This window comes from Streptomyces sp. NPDC096105, assembly GCF_044763335.1.
Classification (GTDB): Bacteria; Actinomycetota; Actinomycetes; order Streptomycetales; family Streptomycetaceae; genus Streptomyces.
On record NZ_JBIWGC010000005.1, the window covers coordinates 240,673 to 259,173 of the forward strand.

Sequence of the window (18,501 nt, forward strand, 5' to 3'; positions counted from 1 at the left end):
GTGGTCACGTCACCCGTGCGCCCCCGCCATAGACTCGTGGCGTGCTCGACCTGCCACCTCTCGCGCGCTTCGGTGACCGCGTCGCCACCGGCCTCGCCGACGTCACCGACGACCCCGCCGCCCTCGACTCCACGGGCTTCTGGGCCGTCGCCGCCGACTTCGAGGGGCGTCTGACCTGCGCCCGGTTCCGGGACGTCCGGGACGAGCCCGTGCCGCCCCCGGCACCGGGCGCCTGGCGGGGACCGGCGGCCGGCGACTGGACCTCCTCCCTGGACCGCGCCGCGTACACGGCGGCGGTGCGCCGGATCCGCGACCGCATAGCGGCGGGCGAGGTCTACCAGGCGAACCTCTGCCGCGTCCTGTCCGCGCCGGCGCCCCCGGAGGCCGACGTGGACGCCCTCACCGCCCTGCTGGCCCGCGGCAACCCGGCGCCGTACGCAGGAACGATTCGGCTGCCGCGGCACGGCGTGGAGATCGCCACCGCCTCGCCCGAGCTGTTCCTCCGCCGGGAGGGCCGGGTCGTGGAGTCCGGGCCGATCAAGGGCACCGGCCGCACCGAGGCGGACCTGCTGGAGAAGGACTACGCCGAGAACGTCATGATCGTCGATCTGGTCCGCAACGACGTCGGACAGGTCTGCGCCACCGGCACGGTCACGGTCCCCGACCTCTGCGCCGTCGAGAAGCACCCGGGCCTGGTCCACCTCGTGTCCACGGTCCGCGGCGAGCTGCGCGAGGGCGAGGGCTGGCCCGGACTGCTGCGCGCCGCCTTCCCGCCCGGCTCCGTCACCGGGGCGCCCAAGTCCAGCGCGCTGCGGATCATCGAGGCGCTGGAGACCGCGCCGCGCGGCCCGTACTGCGGGGGGATCGGCTGGGTCGACGCCGACCGCGGCACCGGCGTGCTCGCCGTCGGCATCCGCACCTTCTGGATCGACCGGGACGCGGACGGCCGGGCCGTACTGCGGTTCGGCACCGGCGCCGGCATCACCTGGGGTTCCGACCCCGAGGGGGAGTGGCGGGAGACCGAGCTGAAGGCCTCCCGGCTGCTCGCGGTAGCGTCGGGGACGTACCAGGTGAGCGAAAGGATCCGGACGTGAAGATCTGGCTCGACGGCGCGCTGCGGGACTCCGAGTCCGCCCGCGTCTCCGTCTTCGACCACGGACTGACCGTGGGCGACGGCATCTTCGAGACGGTGAAGGCCGTGGACGGCCGGCCGTTCGCCCTCACCCGGCATCTCGACCGGCTGACCCGCTCGGCCCGGGGCCTCGGACTGCCCGACCCCGACCTGGACGAGGTCCGCCGCGCCTGCGCCGCCGTCCTCGAGGCCAACCCCGTGCCGCTCGGCCGGCTGCGCCTCACCTACACCGGCGGACACGGCCCGCTCGGCTCCGACCGCGGCGACCAGGGCCCGACCCTCGTGGTCGCCCTCGGCGGGACCACCCGCCGCCCGGACACCACGGCCGTCGTCACCGTGCCCTGGACCCGCAACGAACGCGGCGCGCTCACCGGCCTGAAGACCACCTCGTACGCCGAGAACGTCGTCGCCCTCGCCCGCGCCCACGAACAGGGCGCCACCGAGGCGCTGTTCGGCAACACCGTCGGACAGCTCTGCGAGGGCACCGGGTCGAACGTCTTCGTCGTCCTCGACGGCGAACTCCACACCCCGCCGCTCTCCTCCGGCTGCCTCGCGGGCATCACCCGCGAGCTGGTCGCCGAGTGGACCGGGGCCAAGGAGACCGACCTGCCGCTGGACGTCCTGCGGGAGGCCGACGAGATCTTCCTCACCTCCACCCTGCGCGACGTGCAGGCGGTGCACCGCGTCGACGACCGCGAACTGTCCGACGTCCCCGGCCCGGTGACGGCCAAGGCCCTGCGCGTCTTCGAGGAGCGGTCCGCGGCGGACATCGACCCGTGAAGGGCCGGAAAACCGGCTGAGGCAGGGGGTTCCGCGGGGTAGAACACCCGTGATGACGACCACCCTGCGGCCGACCGAGCCGCTTCAGCGGAACCCCGACGGGACGCGTTCGCGTCACTTCCACGTCTGTGTGAACAGCCGTCCCGTGGGGGAGGTGCGCCTCGGCACGGACCCCGTCTTCGGCGACGCCGTGGCGCGGATCGTCGATCTGCGCATCGACGAACCGGACCGGCGGCGCGGCCGGGGCACGGTGGCCGCCCTCGCGGCGGAGGAGGTGGCCCGCGGCTGGGGCTGCCGCCGGGTCGAGGCCACCGTCCCCGCCCGACCGGGCGCCGCCCTCGCCCTCGCCGTGGCGCTCGGCTACGTCGTGCGCAGCCGGACGATGGAGAAGGCCCTGAGCGACACCCCGCCCGCCCTGCCGGACGGCGCCCGCGCCCGGCCCATGACCGAGGAGGAGTTCGGTCCCTGGCGGGCCGAGAGCTCGGCGGACTACGCGCGGGAGTGGGCGCGGCGCGGGGCGCCCGGGGCGGAGGCGCGGGCCAAGGCCGCCGCGGACGAGGCGGCGCTGCTGCCCGACGGCCTCGCCACGGAGGACATGGTCCTCAGCGTCCTCGAGCACGAGGGGACCGCGGTCGGCACACTGTGGCTCGCGGTGCGCGGCGAGCGCGGGTACGTGTTCGACGTGGAGGTGCCGCCCGCCCACCGCGGCCGGGGCCACGGGCGCAGCCTCATGCTCCTCGCCGAGGCGCAGGCGACCGCCGCGGGCAACCGGACCATCGGCCTGAACGTGTTCGCGGGCAACACCCCGGCCGAGCGGCTCCACGACTCGCTCGGCTACACCGCGACGCGGTACTCGCTGTACAAGCCGCTGGTGTAGCCGCCGGGGCGGACAGGGCCAGGGGCGGTGGGTCAGACGTCCTGTCCGGCCAGCAGCCGGTCCGCGATCTCCTCGATCCGCTCGCGCAGCCCCTCCTGGCTCTTGCCGCCGTCGAGCCGCTCGCCGCCGATGACGTACGTCGGCGTCCCGGTCACCCCGATCGCCTTGCCCTCGGCCTGGTCCGCGTCGACCACCAGGATGTGCCGCCCGTCGATCAGGGCGGTGTCGACCTCGTCGGCGTCCAGACCCAGCTCACGGGCGGTCTCGACCAGGACGGCCTCGCCCCGGCGCTCCAACTCCTCGACCCGGCCGAGCACGGCCTCCGCGTACTCCCAGCCCCGGCCCTGCTCCCACGCCTCCTCGGCGGCCTGGGCGGCGGCGAAGGCGTGCTTGTGCTTCTCCAGCGGGAAGTGCCGCAGCCGGATCTCCAGCCGGTCGCCGTACCGGGCCCGCAGGGCGCGGAGGTCGTCCAGGGCGGTTCGGCAGTCGGCGCACTGCAGCTCGCACCACACGTCGAGGACGGGGGCGGAGAAGCGGGCGGGGGAGGAGTCGTTCATGGGCCACAGTCTTCCAGCCGGTGCCCGGCACCACCCAATCCGGTCCCGCGCACCGGGTCCTCCAGCGCGGCCCGGAGATTCCTCACGTGTGTGCCGACCGGCACCTGCGGAGGAGCCGTGACCCGGAGATGTCCCTGATGTCCGCCCCGGGCATGGCCGCTCGGGGTGCGGCGGGTGCAGGATGGAAGGGACGAAGCCGCTCGCGACCGCACGCACGCTGCCCTGGAGGACCGGATGATTGCCGAGACCGTCTGCTCCGCCGTCGCCGCGGCGGGCCTGGGTATCGCGGTGGTCACGGCCTACCGCAAGCGCTACCTCACCGCGACCCGCATCGCCGCGTACGCGCTGGTGCCGCTCGGTCTGGTGATGACCGGCGTCGTCGAGTGGCTCGCGGACACCGCCTTCAGCCCGACGGCATGGGTCGGCTTCGGCCTGCTGGGCCTGTCCTGGGTGCTGTTCGCCACGACCCGCACCGTGGAGCGCCGGCGGGGCGGCACCCGCAAGGAGCGCAAGGCGGCACAGGAGACGGCCGCCCCCGCCGCCACGGCACCGGGCGCCTCCGCGCCCGCCCTCGGACAGACGTCGTCCCGGGGGCAGCGCCCCGCGCCCCGGCAGCAGACGCCGGCCGCCCAGGGGGACGACGACTTCAGCGACATCGAGGCCATCCTCAAGAAGCACGGCATATGACCGCCCGGGACCGCACGCGTCACAGGAGGTCCCGGACCGCTCGGAAATGATCACGCTCTGACCGGTGGACCGCGCTTTCCGCATGCGCGCGTGCTCTGCCCGAGTGTTGATCGCCTCGTGCCCGTCCGATGCGTCATCATCGCGGCGAGATGCTGGACACGACACAGAGCGATGCCGCGCCGCAGCAGGGCGAGCCGCGCGGATGCCTCTTCGCCCTATCCCAGCCACCGCTGATGATCTTCCTGGCGGTGATCGGGTGTCTGCTTCTCACGGCCGCCTTGCACGATCTGCTGTGGCTGTGAGCCGTACCCGCGGTTCCCCGGCGTCACCCGTCGGGGCCGCGTCGGCCCGGCATCCGCGGTGACGGTCCGTGGCGGCCGGGACCGGTCAGCCCGCCGCCTCCTTGCGGCGCGCCCGGTAGGCGGCCACGTGCAGCCGGTTGCCGCAGGTGCGGCTGTCGCAGTAGCGGCGCGAGCGGTTGCGGGACAGGTCGACGAAGGCGTGTCTGCAGTCCGGCGCCTCACAGCGACGCAGGCGCTCCTGCTCGCCGGCGACCACGAAGAACGCCAGCGCCATCCCGCAGTCGGCGGCCAGATGATCGGCCACGGAGGCGCCGGGGGCGAAGTAGTGCACGTGCCAGTCGTAGCCGTCGTGGTCGGTGAGCCGGGGCGTGGTGCCGGCGGCCGCGATCAGCTCGTTGATCATCGTGGCGGCGCTGCGGGCGTCGGGGGCGGCGAACACCGCGGCGAACCGCGCCCGGATCTTGCGCACCGCGGCCAGGTCGAACTCGGTGAGCACCCCGACCTCACTGACCTCGTGGTCCCGCACGAACGCGTCGAGGGCCGGGACGTCCGGCAGTCCGTCCGGTGTCCCGTCGTCCTCCGGTGCGGTGTTCACCAGGTCCACCACGGTGCTCAGCGCGCACCGGGTGTCATGGGTGATCAGCACGATTCGCTCCCTGGCCTGGGGGTCGGGCGGGCGCCCGCCGATGGTGGCCGATGGTAATGGCTCCGGCGCACCCCGCACCTCCCTGCTCCGCACATGGCTTCGAATCCAACGCGGAACGGCGCCCGCGGGTTCCCGGGCCCTCCCGAGTGCGCGGCCCACACCCTCCGGGCGCGCCCACACCCGGCCCCGGGCAGCCCTGGCAGGACACCGCGCCCACCCACGCGTCGTCCCCCCGGGCGGCTGCGCGCGCCCCGTTCCCCCGGCGCCCCACGCCTCCGGCCCGGACCCGGCGTGCGCACCCGTCTCCCATCGCCCACGCCCCCGAGCCGGCGCGCACGCCCCTCGGACGCGTCCGCGCCCGGCCTCGAACGGGCGGGCGCATGCTCGACGCCGGGCAGCACCGCCCCGTGCCTCCGGCGCCGCACGGGTGTGCGCAGGCCCCCGCGCTCGCGCACCCAGCCCGGTCCGACGGTCGGCCCGCTTCCAGGCGCGCCCGTGGCAGCCCTCGATCGGGTGCGGATGCGCCTCGGCGCGCGCTCACCCCGCCCCGGCGCACACATGATGCCGGGCAGCCCTGTGGCCACGCGTCCGCCCCGACCAGGCACCCGCCTCCGACGCCAGGCGTGCCCGCGCCCCGGCGCCCCGCACAGCACACCGGCGCCGAGCCGCGGCGACCCGCGGCTCGGCGCCGGTGTGTGAGCCGTATGCGGCTGCGTCCCGTATGCGGCTGTCCGGGCCCGAGCCGTCACCCCGAGTCGACGGCGCCGGGCGGCTTCGCGGGCCTCGCCTAGCTTTCCGCCAGGATGTGCGAGAGCTCCTGATCGAGGTCGAAGTGCCGGTGCTCCGTGCCGGGCGGCACGGCGGCGTCGGTGCGCTTCAGGAAGGACTCCAGAGCCCGTGCCGGGGCCTCCAGCAGGGCCTCCCCCTCCGGAGAGCTCAGGGCGATGCACACGACGCCCTGGCCGTGACTGCGCGACGGCCAGACGCGGACGTCGCCGGTGCCCGTGGGGCGGTGAAGTCCCTCGGCGAGGAGGTCGCGGGCGAACACCCACTCGACGGTTTCCTCGGCTCCGGTGTGGAAGGTGGCGTGCACGGCGTAGGGGTCGGCCGTGTCGTACCGCAGGCCTGCGGGGACAGGCAGGGAGGACTCGCTCGACACAACGAGGCGCAGGTGCAGCTCGCAGCTGACCGTGGTGTTCATAAGCGCCAGGGCCTTTCGCTCAGTGTGCGCTCGGGGATTCGCACGTCGGCGAAATCGACATGCCACCTACGGTGCCGTTGTAAACCCCTCTGCGTGTTTTGCGTGGGATTACGTAACTCTTCCGGCCGAGAGATCGTTCGGACCCCGCGCCCGTTCCGGTGACGTCTTCGGCTCCGGTAGTGTTGGGCTGCATGAACACGGGGAGTAACAAGTCCGGCGAGGCCGTGATCGCGGCCCACGGGGTGACGGTGGACGAGAGCGAGCGTCAGGACGAGCGGGGGCTCGGGTCGAGGGCGCCCGAATTCGTGAAGGCGCGGCGCGCGCTGCACCTGAGCTGGCAGGTGGGGGTGTTCGTCGTCGGTCTGGCCGTGGTGGTGGCCGGCGTGCTGATGCTGGTGCTGCCCGGTCCGGGGTGGGTCGTGATCTTCGGTGGCATGGCGATCTGGGCGACCGAGTTCGTCTGGGCCCAGCTGGTGCTGCGCTGGACCAAGCGCAAGGTCACGGAGGCCGCCCAGCGGGCGCTGGACCCCAAGGTGCGGCGCCGCAACATCATTCTGACCTCGGTCGGCCTGGTGGTCGTGGCCGCGCTGGCCGGCTTCTACCTGTGGAAGTTCGGTCTGCAGATGCCCTGGAAGATCAAGGACCAGTGACGGGCGCCGGGGGTCGGGCCGCCCGGTCCCCGGTGGTCACGGGCACCCCCTGACATGGGGTAATGTTCTTCCTGCGCCCGGGCGATTAGCTCAGTGGGAGAGCGCTTCGTTCACACCGAAGAGGTCACTGGTTCGAACCCAGTATCGCCCACCGGATCAAGCGGTCCGGCTCACCGACAGTGAGCCGGACCGCTTCGTCGTGTGCGGCAGGGCGCTCCCGCTGCGGCCCTCACGCCGTTCCGCTTCGCCCGCGTTCACCCAACCGTGACCTTCCGCGCGGCCCGCCGCGGCCGCCGCCGCGCTGTTCGGCCGGTCGGTCGCGGGCGCGGGGACCTGCCGCTTTCCCTCCCGGCCCGGATCTTCGCCGGACGCGCCCGCCGCCACGCCCCCGCGAGGGCCCGCCATCAATTCCTGTCCGAATCATTGACGCGCCCATGAGGCCTCCGTACCTTGTGCCAGCAAGCGCTTACTTGAAACGATTCATGAGCGGTCGGGAACGTCGCGGGGAGGCTCGTATGCAGCAGGGCAAGGGTGTGGAGAGGCGGACGGTCCTCAAAGTGGCGGGAGCCTCGCTCGCCGTCACGGGGCTCGGCGCGGCGGCGACCGCCTGCGGTGGCGGAAGCGGTTCCGGAGACGGAACGGTGACGATCCGTTATGCCTGGTGGGGTGCCGAGGACCGGGCGCGGCGCATCAACAGGACCATCGATCTCTTCGAGAAGAAGTATCCGAAGATCAAGGTCAAGACCGACTTCCAGCCGTACACGGATTTCTGGAAGAAGTTCAACACACAGGCCTCCGGCGGGAATCCGCCGGACGTCTTCCAGAATGCCATCGGATTCCTCCGTAAATACGACGCGAAGAATGTGCTCCTCGATCTCCATGAGCAGGTGAAGGCCGGCAACCTGCGGATGGAGGGTTTCCGGGCGGGCCTGGAGAAGTTCGGCGAGATCGACGGCAGACTTCTCGGCGTGCCCGTGGGTTCCAACTCGATGGCCCTCGTCATCGACAAGCCCGTCTACGCCCGCGCCGGGATCACGCCCGAAATGGGCTGGACGTGGGACGACTTCGACGAGGCGATGGCGCGAGTGCGCGACCGGGCGGGCCGGGCCGGCGACAGCGGCATGTACGGCGTCATGTACCTCTACGACCTGTACCTGCGTCAGAACGGCACAGCCTTCTTCACCGAGGACGGCCTCGGTTTCACCGAGGCGGACCTGACCCGGTGGTGGACGAAGGCGGAGAAGGGCGTGAAGTCCGGCCTCTTCGCCGACCCCAAGAAGGTCGCGCAGGTCAAGCCCAAGTCGGCGCTCTCCGCCGAACTCGCGGGCAGCGAGTTCACCTGGGACAACTTCACCGTCCGCTACACCTCCGAGGGCAGGAGCGAGTACGGACTCGCGCCCATCCCCACCACCGACGGCAGGCGGACCGGCCAGTACCTCGGCTCGCTGATGCTCAGCGCCTCCCGGCGCACCCAGCACCCGGTGGAGGTCGCGAAGTTCATCGACTTCATGGTGCACGACCCCGAGGTCGCCACGATCATGGGCTACGACCGCGGTGTGCCCGCCACCACGGCCCAGTACGAGGCGTACCGGCCCACCGACCCGGTGAACAAGGCGATCGCCGCCTACGAGGAGTCCCTCGTCGAGGCGGGTGTGCTGGAGCCCATCACCCCGCACCCGAACGGCGCCGACATCTGCGAGGCCGCGTTCCTGCGCATCGGCGAGGAGCTGGGGCTGGGCAAGCGGTCGGTGGCCGACGCCGTCGAGCAGTTCTTCAACGAGTCGAAGACCGCCCTCAGCGGCTGAGGGGAAACGCCGTGACACACGCCCCTGCGACGGAGGTCCGGGCGAAGGATCCCGAGCCGCGGCACGGCCCGGACACGCCCCCGCGCCCCGCCGCCCCGAAGCGGCGGGGCCGTCGGGAGAACCTGGCCGGCTACCTCTTCATGTCCCCGTGGATCGCCGGGTTCCTGCTGCTGACGGCGGGCCCGATGGCCGCCTCGCTGTACTTCGCCTTCACCGACTACAACCTGTTCGACGCCCCGCGCTGGATCGGCCTGGACAACTTCTCCGAGATGTTCGCCGACCCGCGCTGGCGCCACTCGGTGCGCGTCACCCTCTGGTACGTCGTCGTCGGCACGCCGGTCAAGCTGCTCGTCGCCCTCGGTGTGGCCCTGCTGCTCGCGCAGAAGCGGCGCGGGCAGGCCTTCTACCGGGCCGCCTTCTACGCGCCGTCGCTGATCGGGGCCAGCGTCTCCGTCGCCATCGTCTGGAAGGCGATCTTCTCGGACGACGCCGTCGTCGACCGGACGCAGCAGGTGTTCGGCATCGACGCCGGCGGCTGGACCGGCGACCCGGACCTCATCATCTACAGCCTGGTCGCCCTGACGGTCTGGCAGTTCGGCGCGCCGATGGTCATCTTCCTGGCCGGGCTGAAGCAGGTGCCGCGCGAGCTGTACGAGGCGGCCGACGTGGACGGGGCCGGCACCCTGCGGCAGTTCTGGAGCATCACCCTGCCGATGATCTCGCCGGTGCTGTTCTTCAACGTCCTGCTGGAGACGATCCACTCGTTCCAGATCTTCAGCTCCGCCTACATCATCGGCGGCGGCGCCGGCGGCAACGCCTGCGGTCCGGCGGACGGATCCATGGTCTACACCTGCTACCTGTACGTCCAGGGCTTCGAGAACAGCCGGATGGGCCTGGCCTCCGCCATGGCGTGGATGCTGCTGGTCGCGGTCGCCCTGGTCACGGCGGTGCTGTTCTGGTCGCAGAAGCGCTGGGTGCACTACGAGGAGGGCGGCCGATGACCGCACAGGCCACCGACACCACACGCGCCCCGTCGCCGAAGGGCGCCCTGCGGCGCCGGCTGCCCGGCTCGCTCGCCTGGCACATCGGGGCGCTGGCGCTCCTCGCGGTGATCCTCTACCCGGTGGTGTGGGTCGTCGGCGGGTCGTTCAAGCGGAGCGAGGACATCGTCGGCAGCCTGGACCTGTTCCCGGCCGACCCGATCGTGTCCAACTACACCAGCCTCGCCGACGGCATCGCGGACATCCCCATCTCCACCTTCTTCCTCAACTCGCTGTTTCTCGCGGTCGGTTCGGTGATCGGCATCCTGGTCTCCTGCTCGCTCACCGCGTACGCCTTCGCCAAGATCCGGTTCGCCGGGCGGAACCTGCTCTTCACACTGATGATCGGCACGCTGCTGCTGCCGTACCACGTGCTGCTGATCCCGCAGTACGTGCTGTTCCGCAACCTGGACATGATCAACACGTACACCCCGCTGCTGCTGGGGAAGTACCTGGCCACGGAGGCGTTCTTCGTCTTCCTGATGGTGCAGTTCATGCGGAACCTGCCCCGGGAGCTCGACGAGGCGGCCCGGCTCGACGGCTGCGGGCATCCGCGCATCTACTGGTCCATCGTGCTGCCGCTGTGCCGGCCCGCGCTGATCACCAGTGCCATCTTCACCTTCATCAACGCCTGGAACGACTTCATGGGCCCGCTGATCTACCTCAACGAACCCGGCAAGTACACCGTCTCCCTCGGGCTGAAAATGTTCGTCGACCAGGAAGGGCTCGCCAACTACGGCGGCATGATCGCCATGTCGCTGGTGGCGCTGCTGCCGGTGCTGGCCTTCTTCCTGGCCTTCCAGCGGTACCTCATCGACGGCATGGCGACCTCCGGACTGAAGGGCTGAGTGCGGTGACGACGTCCCTGGCACACACCGGGTCGAGGGCCTGGGGGAGGTTCGCGCTCTTCGCCGAGTGCCTGCTGACCGGCGTGTGGATCGCGCTGGCCGCGCTGCCGCTGGTCACCTACCCCGCCGCGCTGGCGGCGGGGGCCCGGCACCTGCGCCGCCACCTCGCCCATGAGCAGGGGGGATGGCGGGAGTTCACGGCCGATTTCCGGGTGGCGGTGCGCGGCGGCTGGCTCGTCGGACTCGCCGGGTGGGCGGCTGTCGCCGTCGTGTGGACCGACCTGCGCGCCGTGCGGGCGGGGCTGCCGGGCGGGCCGCTGGTCGGGGCCGTCGGGGTGCTCGCGCTCATCGGGGCGGCCGCCGCGCTGTTGCGCGCGGCGGCGCTGTGGCGGCCCGGCCTCTCCTGGCGGCCGCTCATGGCGCGGGCCGGACGGCACACCGTACGGGACCCCGCCGGATCCTTCCTGCTCATCGGCGGACTGGCCGTCGCGGGCTGCTCCGCCTGGTTCAGCACCCCTCTCGCGGTCCCCGTGCTGGGGGCCGTCGCGGCGGCCGCCGTCGCCGTGGAGGAACGTCACCGGCGCCGCTGACGGGCGGCGCCCCTGCCGGGGCGGGCGCTTCGGCGCCACACCTCTGTCTGTCATGCCCTTGACATCACTGTGCAGCCCTCGCAATGGAAAGGAAGGGCCATGTCCCCCATCCCCCGCAGATCCCTCATCAAGGCGGCCGCCGTCGCCACAGCCGCCGCCCCGGCCGGCTGGGCCCTCGGCGAGCGGAACGCCGCCGCGGCGCCTCCCGCCGCACCCGCCGGCGCCGACCCGGTGACCCTGGACTGGCTGGAGGAGGGCGGCCTGGGCGCCGCCCCCGGCTCCACCGTCGGCGTCCCCTGGCCCCGCGGCGCCCATCCGGAGGGCCAGACCTTCTCCGTGACGGACGCCGACGGCAACGACGTCCCCGTCCAGACCTGGCCGCTCGCCCACTGGCCCGACGGCTCCCTCAAGTGGACCGCCCACGCCGTCAGTTCGGGAACCGGTCGGCTCACCCTGAAGGCCGGTACGCCCGCCGCGCCCGAGAAGAAGGTCACCGTGACCCGGCGCGGCGCCACCGTCACCGTCTCCACCGGCGTCATCACCGCCCGGATCGGCACCACCGGCGACACCCTCGTCAGGTCGGTCACCCGCGGCTCCACCGAGATCGCCCGCGACGGGCGCCTCGTCGTGCTGCGCCAGCCCGAGATCGAGGACGGCGACCGCACCACCGTCAGGACCGAGCGGTTCGACGGCACGATCTCCGGCCTCACCGTCGAGCAGGACGGCCCCGTCCGGGCGGTCGTCCGCGTCGACGGCACCCACCGCAAGGGCCGCGACACCCTGCTGCCCTTCTCCGTGCGCCTCTACTTCCACGCGGGAGCCGACTCCTTCCGCATGGTGCACACCGTCACCTACGACGGGAAGCAGGAACCCGGCCGCGCCAAGGGCGACTTCGTGCGCGGCATCGGCGTCCGCTTCTCCGTCCCGCTGCGCGACGCGGCGTACGACCGGCACATCCGGCTCGGCGGCGAGGGCGACGGACTGCTGCGGGAGGCGGTCAAGGGCATCACCGGACTGCGCCGCGACCCCGGCACCGCCGTGCAGGAGGCCCAGTTCGAGGGCCGCAAGCTGCCCGACCCGACCACCTGGGACCAGCGCGTCACCAGCCGCCTGCAGTACATCCCCGAATGGGGCGACTACACCCTCTCCCAGCTCTCCGCCGACGGCTTCACCGTCCGCAAGCGCACCAGGAAGGGTCACGGCTGGATCGGCGCCGGCGGCGGGCGGCGCGCCTCCGGATTCGGGTACGCCGGCGGCGTCAGCGGCGGCCTCTCCTTCGGACTGCGCGACTTCTGGGAGAAGTACCCCGCCCAGCTCGACATCCGGAACGCGCACACCGACACCGCCGAGGTCACCCTCTGGCTCTGGTCGCCCGAGGCCCAGCCCATGGACCTGCGCTTCTACCACGACGGCATGGGCCAGGACACCTTCCCCGAACAGCTCGAGGGCCTCAACATCACCTACGAGGACTACGAGCCCGGCTTCGGCACCCCCTACGGCATCGCCCGCACCTCCGAGCTGCTGTTCTGGGCCGACGCCGCCACCCCGGGCGCCGAACAGCTCGCCGCCCGGGCGCGGGCCGTACGGGTGCTGCCGCAGCTCGCCGCGCCGCCCCGGCAGCTGATCGCCGCCGGCGTCTTCGGCAAGGGCCTGTTCGCCGAGCCCGACCGCTCCACCCCCGCCAAGGCGAAGATCGAGGACCACCTCGACTTCCTCTTCACCTACTACAAGGACCAGGTGGAGCAGCGCCGCTGGTACGGCTTCTGGGACTACGGCGACATCATGCACACCTACGACACCGTCCGGCACCAGTGGCGCTACGACGTCGGCGGCTACGCCTGGGACAACAGCGAGCTCTCGCCCGACCTGTGGCTCTGGTACGCCTACCTGCGCTCAGGCCGCGCCGACATCTTCCGCTTCGCCGAGGCGATGACCCGCCACACCGGCGAGGTCGACGTCTACCATCTCGGCGAGTGGGCCGGGCTCGGCACCCGGCACGGCGTCCAGCACTACGCCGACAGCGCCAAGCAGCAGCGCATCGCCAACACCACCTACCGCCGCTTCCACTACTTCCTCACCGCCGACGAACGCACCGGCGACCTCATGCACGCCAATGTCGACAGCGACGAGACCTTCCTCGCCCTCGACCCGCTGCGCAAGATCCGCACCGAGCCGTACACCCCCGACCCGGGCGCCCTGTCCATCGGCTTCGGCACCGACTGGAGCGGCCTGGTCTCCGCCTGGCTCACCGAGTGGGAACGCAAGGGCCCCAAGTGGGAGAAGGCCCGGGCGCGCGTGCTCTCCACCATGGAGACCATCGCCGCCCAGCCCAACGGCTTCGTCCAGGGCAGCGGCCTGTACGACCTCGGCACCGGCCGGTTCGCCGTCGCGGACACGCCGAAGGTCGAGGTGTCCCACCTGTCCGCCGTCTTCGGCCTGAACGAGCTGTGCGCCGAACTGATCGACCTCGTCGACATGCCCGAGTTCGAGCAGGCGTACTACGACTACTGCCGCTACTTCAACGCCACCAAGGCGGAGCAGGCCGCACGCTACGGCAGAGACTTCGGCAGCCTGATCCTCTTCCAGGGCCACTCCCGGCTCGACGCCTACGCCGCCGTCCGGACCGGCGACGAGGCGCTGGCGCAGCGGGCGTGGAAGAAGTTCTACGACTCCGACGGCTACAAGGAGTCCGCGCCCTGGACGACCGAGAAGGTGAGCGGCCCCACCGCCCTGGTCGCCGGCGGCGAGGCCCCCTGGGTCTCCACCAACGACACCGCCCTCTACGCGCTCGCCGCCATCGAGAACCTCGCACTCCTGGGAGACCGCATGCCGTGACGCACGAGCCGGGCGCGGGCGGGCACACTCCGTACATGGACCGGAACCATTACCGCTTCCGCAGTGTGTGGACCCTGTCCGCGCCCGCCGTGACCGTGTACGGCGTACTGGAGCGCATCGAGGACTACCCCCGGTGGTGGCCGCAGGTGCGGGAGGTCGCCCGCCTCGACGACACCACCGGCATCGTCACGATCCGCTCCGTGCTCCCGTACGACCTGACCTTCACCCTGCGCGAGGGGCGGCGGGACCGGGAGAGCGGCGTGCTGGAGGCCGGGCTGTCCGGCGACATCGACGGCTGGGCGCGCTGGACCGTCACCGATCTGGGCGCCCACGGCTGCCTCGCCCACTACGAACAGGAGGTCGACGTCCGGGCGCGGCTGCTGCGCCTGCTGGCCGTGCCCGGGCGGCCCCTCTTCCGGGCCAACCACGCGCTGATGCTGCGGGCCGGCCGGCGCGGACTGGCGGCGCACCTGCGAGCGGTTTGAAGGAAGCGTCCCCGGGCCTGTATGGTTCAGTGCGTTCCCGGGCGATTAGCTCAGTGGGAGAGCGCTTCGTTCACACCGAAGAGGTCACTGGTTCGAACCCAGTATCGCCCACGCTCGGGAGAGCGACGTGTGTCCGTCCACGACGGACCACGTCGCTCTTTTTGGTGTTGTGCGCGGCAAAGGCGTCGTCGCGAGCTCGATTCCCCAGGTCAGGCGGCTGCCGGCAGGTCCGGGCGCAGGGGCCAGGCCGGATCGACGACCTCATCCGTGCCGGTGCGCTGGAACCACGCCTGCAGGCCCCGCGCCTGCGCCGCGTGCCACAGCGCCTGCAAGGTGTGCAGCTCACCGGGGGACAGCCGCTCCAGCCGGGACGCGAACCGGCGGCCCACCGCCCGGGTGACCTCCAGCGCGGCCGCCGCGTCCGCCGCCGCTTCGTGCGCCTCCTCCAGCTCCACCTCGTAGTGCGCGCACAGATCGGCCAGCGTGCGGCGGCCCTCGCGGTAGCGGTCCAGATGCTTGTCCAGCACCCGCGGGTCCAGCACCAGCAGCGGCGTCCGCTCGAACCAGCGGGCCAGCGACGACGCCCGGTGCCGGCGCAACTCCCGGTCCAGCAGCGTCAGATCGAACGGTGCGTTCATCACCACCACCGGCCGGCCCACGGCCGCCTGCTCCGCCAGCGCCTGCGCCACCTCGTACATCACCGGCGCGGGCCAGCGGCCGTTGCGCCGCAGGTGCTCCTCCGTCAGCCCGTGCACCTCGGTCGCGGCGGCCGGCACCGGCACGCCCGGGTTCACCAGCCAGCGGGTCGTCCGCGGCCGGGCGCCCGGCGCGTCCTGGACGACGAGGGCGGCCGACACGATCCGGTCGTTCTCGACGTCCACGCCCGTGGTCTCCGTGTCGAAGGCGGCCAGCGGCCCCTCGTACCAGCACGTCATACCCACCAACCCCTCGCTCACCAGCAGCAGTCGACGTACCGCGCACTGCTCTGACCGGTGATACCCGGACTGTTCGCGCACTACTCCGGGGGCAGTTCGGCGAACCGCGCAGGGATCCGGCTGTTCCGGACGGCGGTTGACCGCGGCCGTCGCGCAGCCCGAACGGGGCGGACCGCCGCCGGAGCGCACACCGGCCGCTCGCCGGCACACGGTCCCGGTCGCGGGCGGCGGCACGGTGCGGCTGCGGGTGCTCGCGGGCGCACCGTGCCGGCCGTCTCCGCGTCACGCCCGGCGGAGACGGTCACCGGACCGCCGGACACGCGCTCCTCACGGGCCCGCCGGTGCGGACGCGCGGGCGGCTTCGGCGAGGCCCGCGGCCCGGCCCGCGACGGCTGATTTCGCCTCGACCGGTCCCGGGTCGGTACGATCGCACCCATGCGCGCGCTCCGGTACGGCGCCGCGACCACAGCCTTCAGTCAGGAGAGACCGGTGTCAGACGTCCGTGTGATCATCCAACGCGATTCCGAGCGGGAAGAACGCGTGGTGACGACGGGCACTACGGCCGCCGAGCTCTTCGCCGGCGAGCGTTCCGTCATCGCCGCGCGCGTGGCCGGAGAGCTCAAGGACCTCTCGTACGAGGTCAGGGACGGCGAGACCGTCGAGGGCGTCGAGATCTCCTCCGAGGACGGCCTCGACATCCTGCGCCACTCCACCGCGCACGTGATGGCCCAGGCCGTGCAGGAGCTGTTCCCCGAGGCCAAGCTGGGCATCGGCCCGCCGGTGCGGGACGGCTTCTACTACGACTTCGACGTGGAGAAGCCCTTCACGCCCGAGGATCTCAAGGCCATCGAGAAGAAGATGCAGGAGATCCAGAAGCGCGGCCAGCGCTTCTCCCGCCGCGTGGTGACCGACGAGGCAGCCCGCGAGGAGCTCGCCGACGAGCCGTACAAGCTGGAGCTGATCGGCCTCAAGGGCGCCGCCTCGTCCGACGACGGCGCGGACGTCGAGGTCGGCGCCGGTGAGCTGACGATCTACGACAACCTGGACGCCAGGACCGGCGAGCTGTGCTGGAAGGACCTCTGCCGCGGTCCCCACCTGCCCACCACCCGGAACATCCCGGCGTTCAAGCTGATGCGCAACGCCGCCGCCTACTGGCGCGGCAGCGAGAAGAACCCGATGCTCCAGCGCATCTACGGCACCGCCTGGCCCTCCAAGGAGGAGCTGAAGGCGCACCTGGAGTTCCTCGCCGAGGCCGAGAAGCGCGACCACCGCAAGCTGGGCAGCGAGCTGGACCTGTTCTCCATCCCGGAGCAGATCGGCTCCGGCCTCGCCGTCTTCCACCCCAAGGGGGGCATCGTCCGCCGGGTCATGGAGGACTACTCGCGGCGCCGCCACGAGGAGGAGGGCTACGAGTTCGTCTACACCCCGCACGCGACGAAGGGGAAGCTCTTCGAGACCTCGGGCCACCTGGACTGGTACGCCGACGGCATGTACCCGCCCATGCAGCTCGACGAGGGCGTGGACTACTACCTCAAGCCCATGAACTGCCCGATGCACAACCTGATCTTCGACGCGCGCGGCCGCTCCTACCGCGAACTGCCGCTGCGCCTCTTCGAGTTCGGGACCGTGTACCGGTACGAGAAGTCGGGTGTGGTGCACGGCCTGACCCGGGCCCGCGGCTTCACCCAGGACGACGCGCACATCTACTGCACCCGCGAGCAGATGTCCGAGGAGCTCGACAGGACCCTCACCTTCGTCCTGAACCTGCTGCGCGACTACGGCCTGACCGACTTCTACCTGGAGCTGTCCACCAAGGACCCGGAGAAGTTCGTCGGCTCCGACGAGGCCTGGGAGGAGGCGACCGAGACGCTGCGCCAGGTCGCCGAGAAGCAGAACCTGGAGCTCGTGGCGGACCCGGGCGGCGCCGCCTTCTACGGCCCGAAGATCTCGGTCCAGGCCAAGGACGCCATCGGCCGCACCTGGCAGATGTCGACCATCCAGCTCGACTTCAACCTGCCGGAGCGCTTCGACCTGGAGTACACGGCCGCGGACGGCTCCAAGACGCGTCCGGTCATGATCCACCGCGCGCTGTTCGGCTCCATCGAGCGGTTCTTCGCGGTGCTCCTCGAGCACTACGCGGGCGCCTTCCCGGCCTGGCTCGCCCCCGTCCAGGCGCTCGGCATCCCGATCGGCGACGCGCACGTCGAGTACCTGGAGGAGTTCGCGGACGCGGCCCGCAAGCGGGGCCTGCGCGTCGAGGTCGACTCCTCCTCGGACCGGATGCAGAAGAAGATCCGCAACGCCCAGAAGCAGAAGGTGCCCTTCATGGTCATCGCGGGCGACGAGGACATGGCGAACGGAGCGGTCTCCTTCCGCTACCGCGACGGCTCGCAGGAGAACGGCATCCCCGTCGACGAGGCCATCGCCAAGATCGCCAAGGTCGTCGAGGAGCGGGCGCAGGTCTGACCCGCGCACGGCGCCGGGGCCCCCGGGATCTCCCGGGGGCCTTTTCCGCGTGCCGCCGGACACGCCCTATGCTGCACGCATGACGAGTGAGCCGGAGCAGCAGTTGGGAGTGGGGACGCAGGACGCGTTCCAGCGTCTGTGGACGCCCCACCGGATGGCCTACATCCAGGGCGAGAACAAGCCGAGCGGCCCCGGCGACGGCTGCCCCTTCTGCTCCCTCCCGGCCGAGTCCGACGAGGACGGGCTGATCCTGCGCCGCGGCGAGCTGGTGTACGCGGTGCTCAACCTGTACCCGTACACCGGCGGCCATCTGATGACCGTGCCGTACCGGCACGTGGCCGACTACACCGAGCTGACCGTGGAGGAGACGGCGGAGCTCGCCGTGCTCACCCAGCAGGCGATGACGGCGCTGCGCACGGCGTCGGGCGCCCACGGCTTCAACATCGGCATGAACCAGGGCACGGTCGCGGGCGCGGGCATCGCCGCCCACCTGCACCAGCACGTTGTCCCGCGCTGGGGCGGCGACACCAACTTCATGCCGGTCATCGGCCACACCAAGGTGCTGCCGCAGTTGCTGGGCGACACCCGCAAGATGCTGGCGGAGGCCTGGCCGACGGCCTGACGCCCGGCCACGGGGCGGGGTCCGTCCCGTGCACCCCGCCCGT

Annotated in this window: 18 protein-coding genes and 2 tRNA genes; 16 read left to right on the forward strand and 4 right to left on the reverse strand. The window is 71.9% G+C overall.

Annotated elements, in window-relative coordinates; genetic code table 11:
* Positions 1 to 41: 41 nt before the first annotated feature.
* From ACIQ8B_RS11160 to ACIQ8B_RS11170, 3 genes are read left to right on the forward strand one after another with little or no spacing between them, the layout of a single operon-like run.
* On the forward strand, positions 42 to 1,094 hold the full coding sequence (locus ACIQ8B_RS11160) for a chorismate-binding protein (RefSeq protein ID WP_403546508.1): 1,053 nt from the start codon (positions 42 to 44) through the stop codon (positions 1,092 to 1,094).
* Positions 1,091 to 1,912 (forward strand): aminotransferase class IV, encoded by an 822-nt coding sequence (locus ACIQ8B_RS11165; protein WP_290004393.1) that lies wholly within the window; start codon positions 1,091 to 1,093, stop codon positions 1,910 to 1,912. The genes ACIQ8B_RS11160 and ACIQ8B_RS11165 overlap by 4 nt, the downstream gene beginning before the upstream one ends.
* Positions 1,913 to 1,964: 52 nt before the next feature.
* Positions 1,965 to 2,789, forward strand: a complete 825-nt coding sequence (locus tag ACIQ8B_RS11170) for a GNAT family N-acetyltransferase (RefSeq protein WP_403546509.1) — start codon at positions 1,965 to 1,967, stop codon at positions 2,787 to 2,789.
* 32 nt (positions 2,790 to 2,821) lie between these two features.
* Here ACIQ8B_RS11170 and ACIQ8B_RS11175 read toward each other — a convergent pair whose 3' ends face one another.
* Entirely contained in the window at positions 2,822 to 3,346 is a 525-nt protein-coding gene (locus tag ACIQ8B_RS11175; RefSeq protein ID WP_106415087.1) for a DsbA family protein, read from the reverse strand.
* Between the two features lie 234 nt (positions 3,347 to 3,580).
* On the opposite strand from ACIQ8B_RS11175, the gene ACIQ8B_RS11180 reads away from it, so the two are divergent.
* Both ACIQ8B_RS11180 and ACIQ8B_RS11185 read left to right on the forward strand, forming a co-directional pair.
* On the forward strand, positions 3,581 to 4,033 hold the full coding sequence (locus ACIQ8B_RS11180) for a hypothetical protein (protein ID WP_290004390.1): 453 nt from the start codon (positions 3,581 to 3,583) through the stop codon (positions 4,031 to 4,033).
* A 149-nt stretch (positions 4,034 to 4,182) separates the two neighbouring features.
* Complete coding sequence (locus ACIQ8B_RS11185; RefSeq protein WP_190004184.1) at positions 4,183 to 4,335, forward strand: hypothetical protein; 153 nt, start codon at positions 4,183 to 4,185, stop codon at positions 4,333 to 4,335.
* Between the two features lie 85 nt (positions 4,336 to 4,420).
* On the opposite strand, the gene ACIQ8B_RS11190 is transcribed toward ACIQ8B_RS11185, so the two are convergent.
* Entirely contained in the window at positions 4,421 to 4,981 is a 561-nt protein-coding gene (locus ACIQ8B_RS11190) for a CGNR zinc finger domain-containing protein (RefSeq protein WP_106415089.1), read from the reverse strand.
* Between the two features lie 787 nt (positions 4,982 to 5,768).
* A complete protein-coding gene (locus tag ACIQ8B_RS11195) occupies positions 5,769 to 6,182 on the reverse strand; it encodes an SsgA family sporulation/cell division regulator (protein ID WP_004002642.1) in 414 nt (137 codons plus the stop codon).
* 191 nt (positions 6,183 to 6,373) lie between these two features.
* On the opposite strand from ACIQ8B_RS11195, the gene ACIQ8B_RS11200 reads away from it, so the two are divergent.
* The 9 genes from ACIQ8B_RS11200 (at position 6,374) to ACIQ8B_RS11240 (ending at position 14,546) form a co-directional block, all read left to right on the forward strand.
* A complete protein-coding gene (locus ACIQ8B_RS11200; RefSeq protein ID WP_106415090.1) occupies positions 6,374 to 6,832 on the forward strand; it encodes a TIGR02611 family protein in 459 nt (152 codons plus the stop codon).
* 79 nt (positions 6,833 to 6,911) lie between these two features.
* Positions 6,912 to 6,983 (forward strand) — tRNA-Val (locus ACIQ8B_RS11205).
* Between the two features lie 364 nt (positions 6,984 to 7,347).
* The gene (locus ACIQ8B_RS11210; protein ID WP_403546510.1) at positions 7,348 to 8,637 is read left to right on the forward strand and encodes an ABC transporter substrate-binding protein; all 1,290 of its coding nucleotides are present in this window, start codon (positions 7,348 to 7,350) and stop codon (positions 8,635 to 8,637) included.
* Between the two features lie 11 nt (positions 8,638 to 8,648).
* A complete protein-coding gene (locus tag ACIQ8B_RS11215; protein WP_290004386.1) occupies positions 8,649 to 9,638 on the forward strand; it encodes a carbohydrate ABC transporter permease in 990 nt (329 codons plus the stop codon).
* Positions 9,635 to 10,525 carry a carbohydrate ABC transporter permease gene (locus ACIQ8B_RS11220; RefSeq protein WP_403546511.1) on the forward strand — a complete coding sequence of 297 codons (891 nt, stop codon included), beginning with the start codon at positions 9,635 to 9,637 and terminating at the stop codon, positions 10,523 to 10,525. The genes ACIQ8B_RS11215 and ACIQ8B_RS11220 overlap by 4 nt, the downstream gene beginning before the upstream one ends.
* Positions 10,526 to 10,530: 5 nt before the next feature.
* Positions 10,531 to 11,115 (forward strand): hypothetical protein, encoded by a 585-nt coding sequence (locus ACIQ8B_RS11225; protein WP_290004384.1) that lies wholly within the window; start codon positions 10,531 to 10,533, stop codon positions 11,113 to 11,115.
* A gap of 99 nt (positions 11,116 to 11,214) precedes the next feature.
* Positions 11,215 to 13,950 carry a Tat pathway signal sequence domain protein gene (locus ACIQ8B_RS11230; protein WP_403546512.1) on the forward strand — a complete coding sequence of 912 codons (2,736 nt, stop codon included), beginning with the start codon at positions 11,215 to 11,217 and terminating at the stop codon, positions 13,948 to 13,950.
* 35 nt (positions 13,951 to 13,985) lie between these two features.
* Entirely contained in the window at positions 13,986 to 14,435 is a 450-nt protein-coding gene (locus ACIQ8B_RS11235) for an SRPBCC family protein (RefSeq protein WP_106416501.1), read from the forward strand.
* A gap of 39 nt (positions 14,436 to 14,474) precedes the next feature.
* Positions 14,475 to 14,546: transfer RNA gene (locus ACIQ8B_RS11240), tRNA-Val, on the forward strand.
* 98 nt (positions 14,547 to 14,644) lie between these two features.
* Here ACIQ8B_RS11240 and ACIQ8B_RS11245 read toward each other — a convergent pair.
* Positions 14,645 to 15,370 (reverse strand): exonuclease domain-containing protein, encoded by a 726-nt coding sequence (locus ACIQ8B_RS11245; RefSeq protein ID WP_403546513.1) that lies wholly within the window; start codon positions 15,368 to 15,370, stop codon positions 14,645 to 14,647.
* A 489-nt stretch (positions 15,371 to 15,859) separates the two neighbouring features.
* Between ACIQ8B_RS11245 and thrS the strand changes: the two genes are divergently transcribed.
* Positions 15,860 to 17,836 (forward strand): threonine--tRNA ligase, encoded by a 1,977-nt coding sequence (gene thrS, locus ACIQ8B_RS11250; RefSeq protein WP_290004382.1) that lies wholly within the window; start codon positions 15,860 to 15,862, stop codon positions 17,834 to 17,836.
* Positions 17,837 to 17,915: 79 nt separating this feature from the next.
* Positions 17,916 to 18,458, forward strand: coding sequence for an HIT domain-containing protein (locus ACIQ8B_RS11255; RefSeq protein WP_106415098.1), 543 nt, complete (start codon positions 17,916 to 17,918; stop codon positions 18,456 to 18,458).
* Positions 18,459 to 18,501: the final 43 nt, after the last annotated feature.

Excerpts from the sequence above, each read along its gene's own strand:
- ACIQ8B_RS11170 (WP_403546509.1), top strand. The coding sequence starts at position 1,965 with ATGACGACCACCCTGCGGCCGACCGAGCCGCTTCAGCGGAACCCCGAC.
- ACIQ8B_RS11175 (WP_106415087.1), bottom strand. The coding sequence starts at position 3,346 with ATGAACGACTCCTCCCCCGCCCGCTTCTCCGCCCCCGTCCTCGACGTG.
- ACIQ8B_RS11180 (WP_290004390.1), top strand. The coding sequence starts at position 3,581 with ATGATTGCCGAGACCGTCTGCTCCGCCGTCGCCGCGGCGGGCCTGGGT.
- ACIQ8B_RS11185 (WP_190004184.1), top strand. The coding sequence starts at position 4,183 with ATGCTGGACACGACACAGAGCGATGCCGCGCCGCAGCAGGGCGAGCCG.
- ACIQ8B_RS11195 (WP_004002642.1), bottom strand. The coding sequence starts at position 6,182 with ATGAACACCACGGTCAGCTGCGAGCTGCACCTGCGCCTCGTTGTGTCG.
- ACIQ8B_RS11200 (WP_106415090.1), top strand. The coding sequence starts at position 6,374 with ATGAACACGGGGAGTAACAAGTCCGGCGAGGCCGTGATCGCGGCCCAC.
- ACIQ8B_RS11210 (WP_403546510.1), top strand. The coding sequence starts at position 7,348 with ATGCAGCAGGGCAAGGGTGTGGAGAGGCGGACGGTCCTCAAAGTGGCG.
- ACIQ8B_RS11220 (WP_403546511.1), top strand. The coding sequence starts at position 9,635 with ATGACCGCACAGGCCACCGACACCACACGCGCCCCGTCGCCGAAGGGC.
- ACIQ8B_RS11230 (WP_403546512.1), top strand. The coding sequence starts at position 11,215 with ATGTCCCCCATCCCCCGCAGATCCCTCATCAAGGCGGCCGCCGTCGCC.
- ACIQ8B_RS11235 (WP_106416501.1), top strand. The coding sequence starts at position 13,986 with ATGGACCGGAACCATTACCGCTTCCGCAGTGTGTGGACCCTGTCCGCG.
- ACIQ8B_RS11245 (WP_403546513.1), bottom strand. The coding sequence starts at position 15,370 with ATGACGTGCTGGTACGAGGGGCCGCTGGCCGCCTTCGACACGGAGACC.
- ACIQ8B_RS11255 (WP_106415098.1), top strand. The coding sequence starts at position 17,916 with ATGACGAGTGAGCCGGAGCAGCAGTTGGGAGTGGGGACGCAGGACGCG.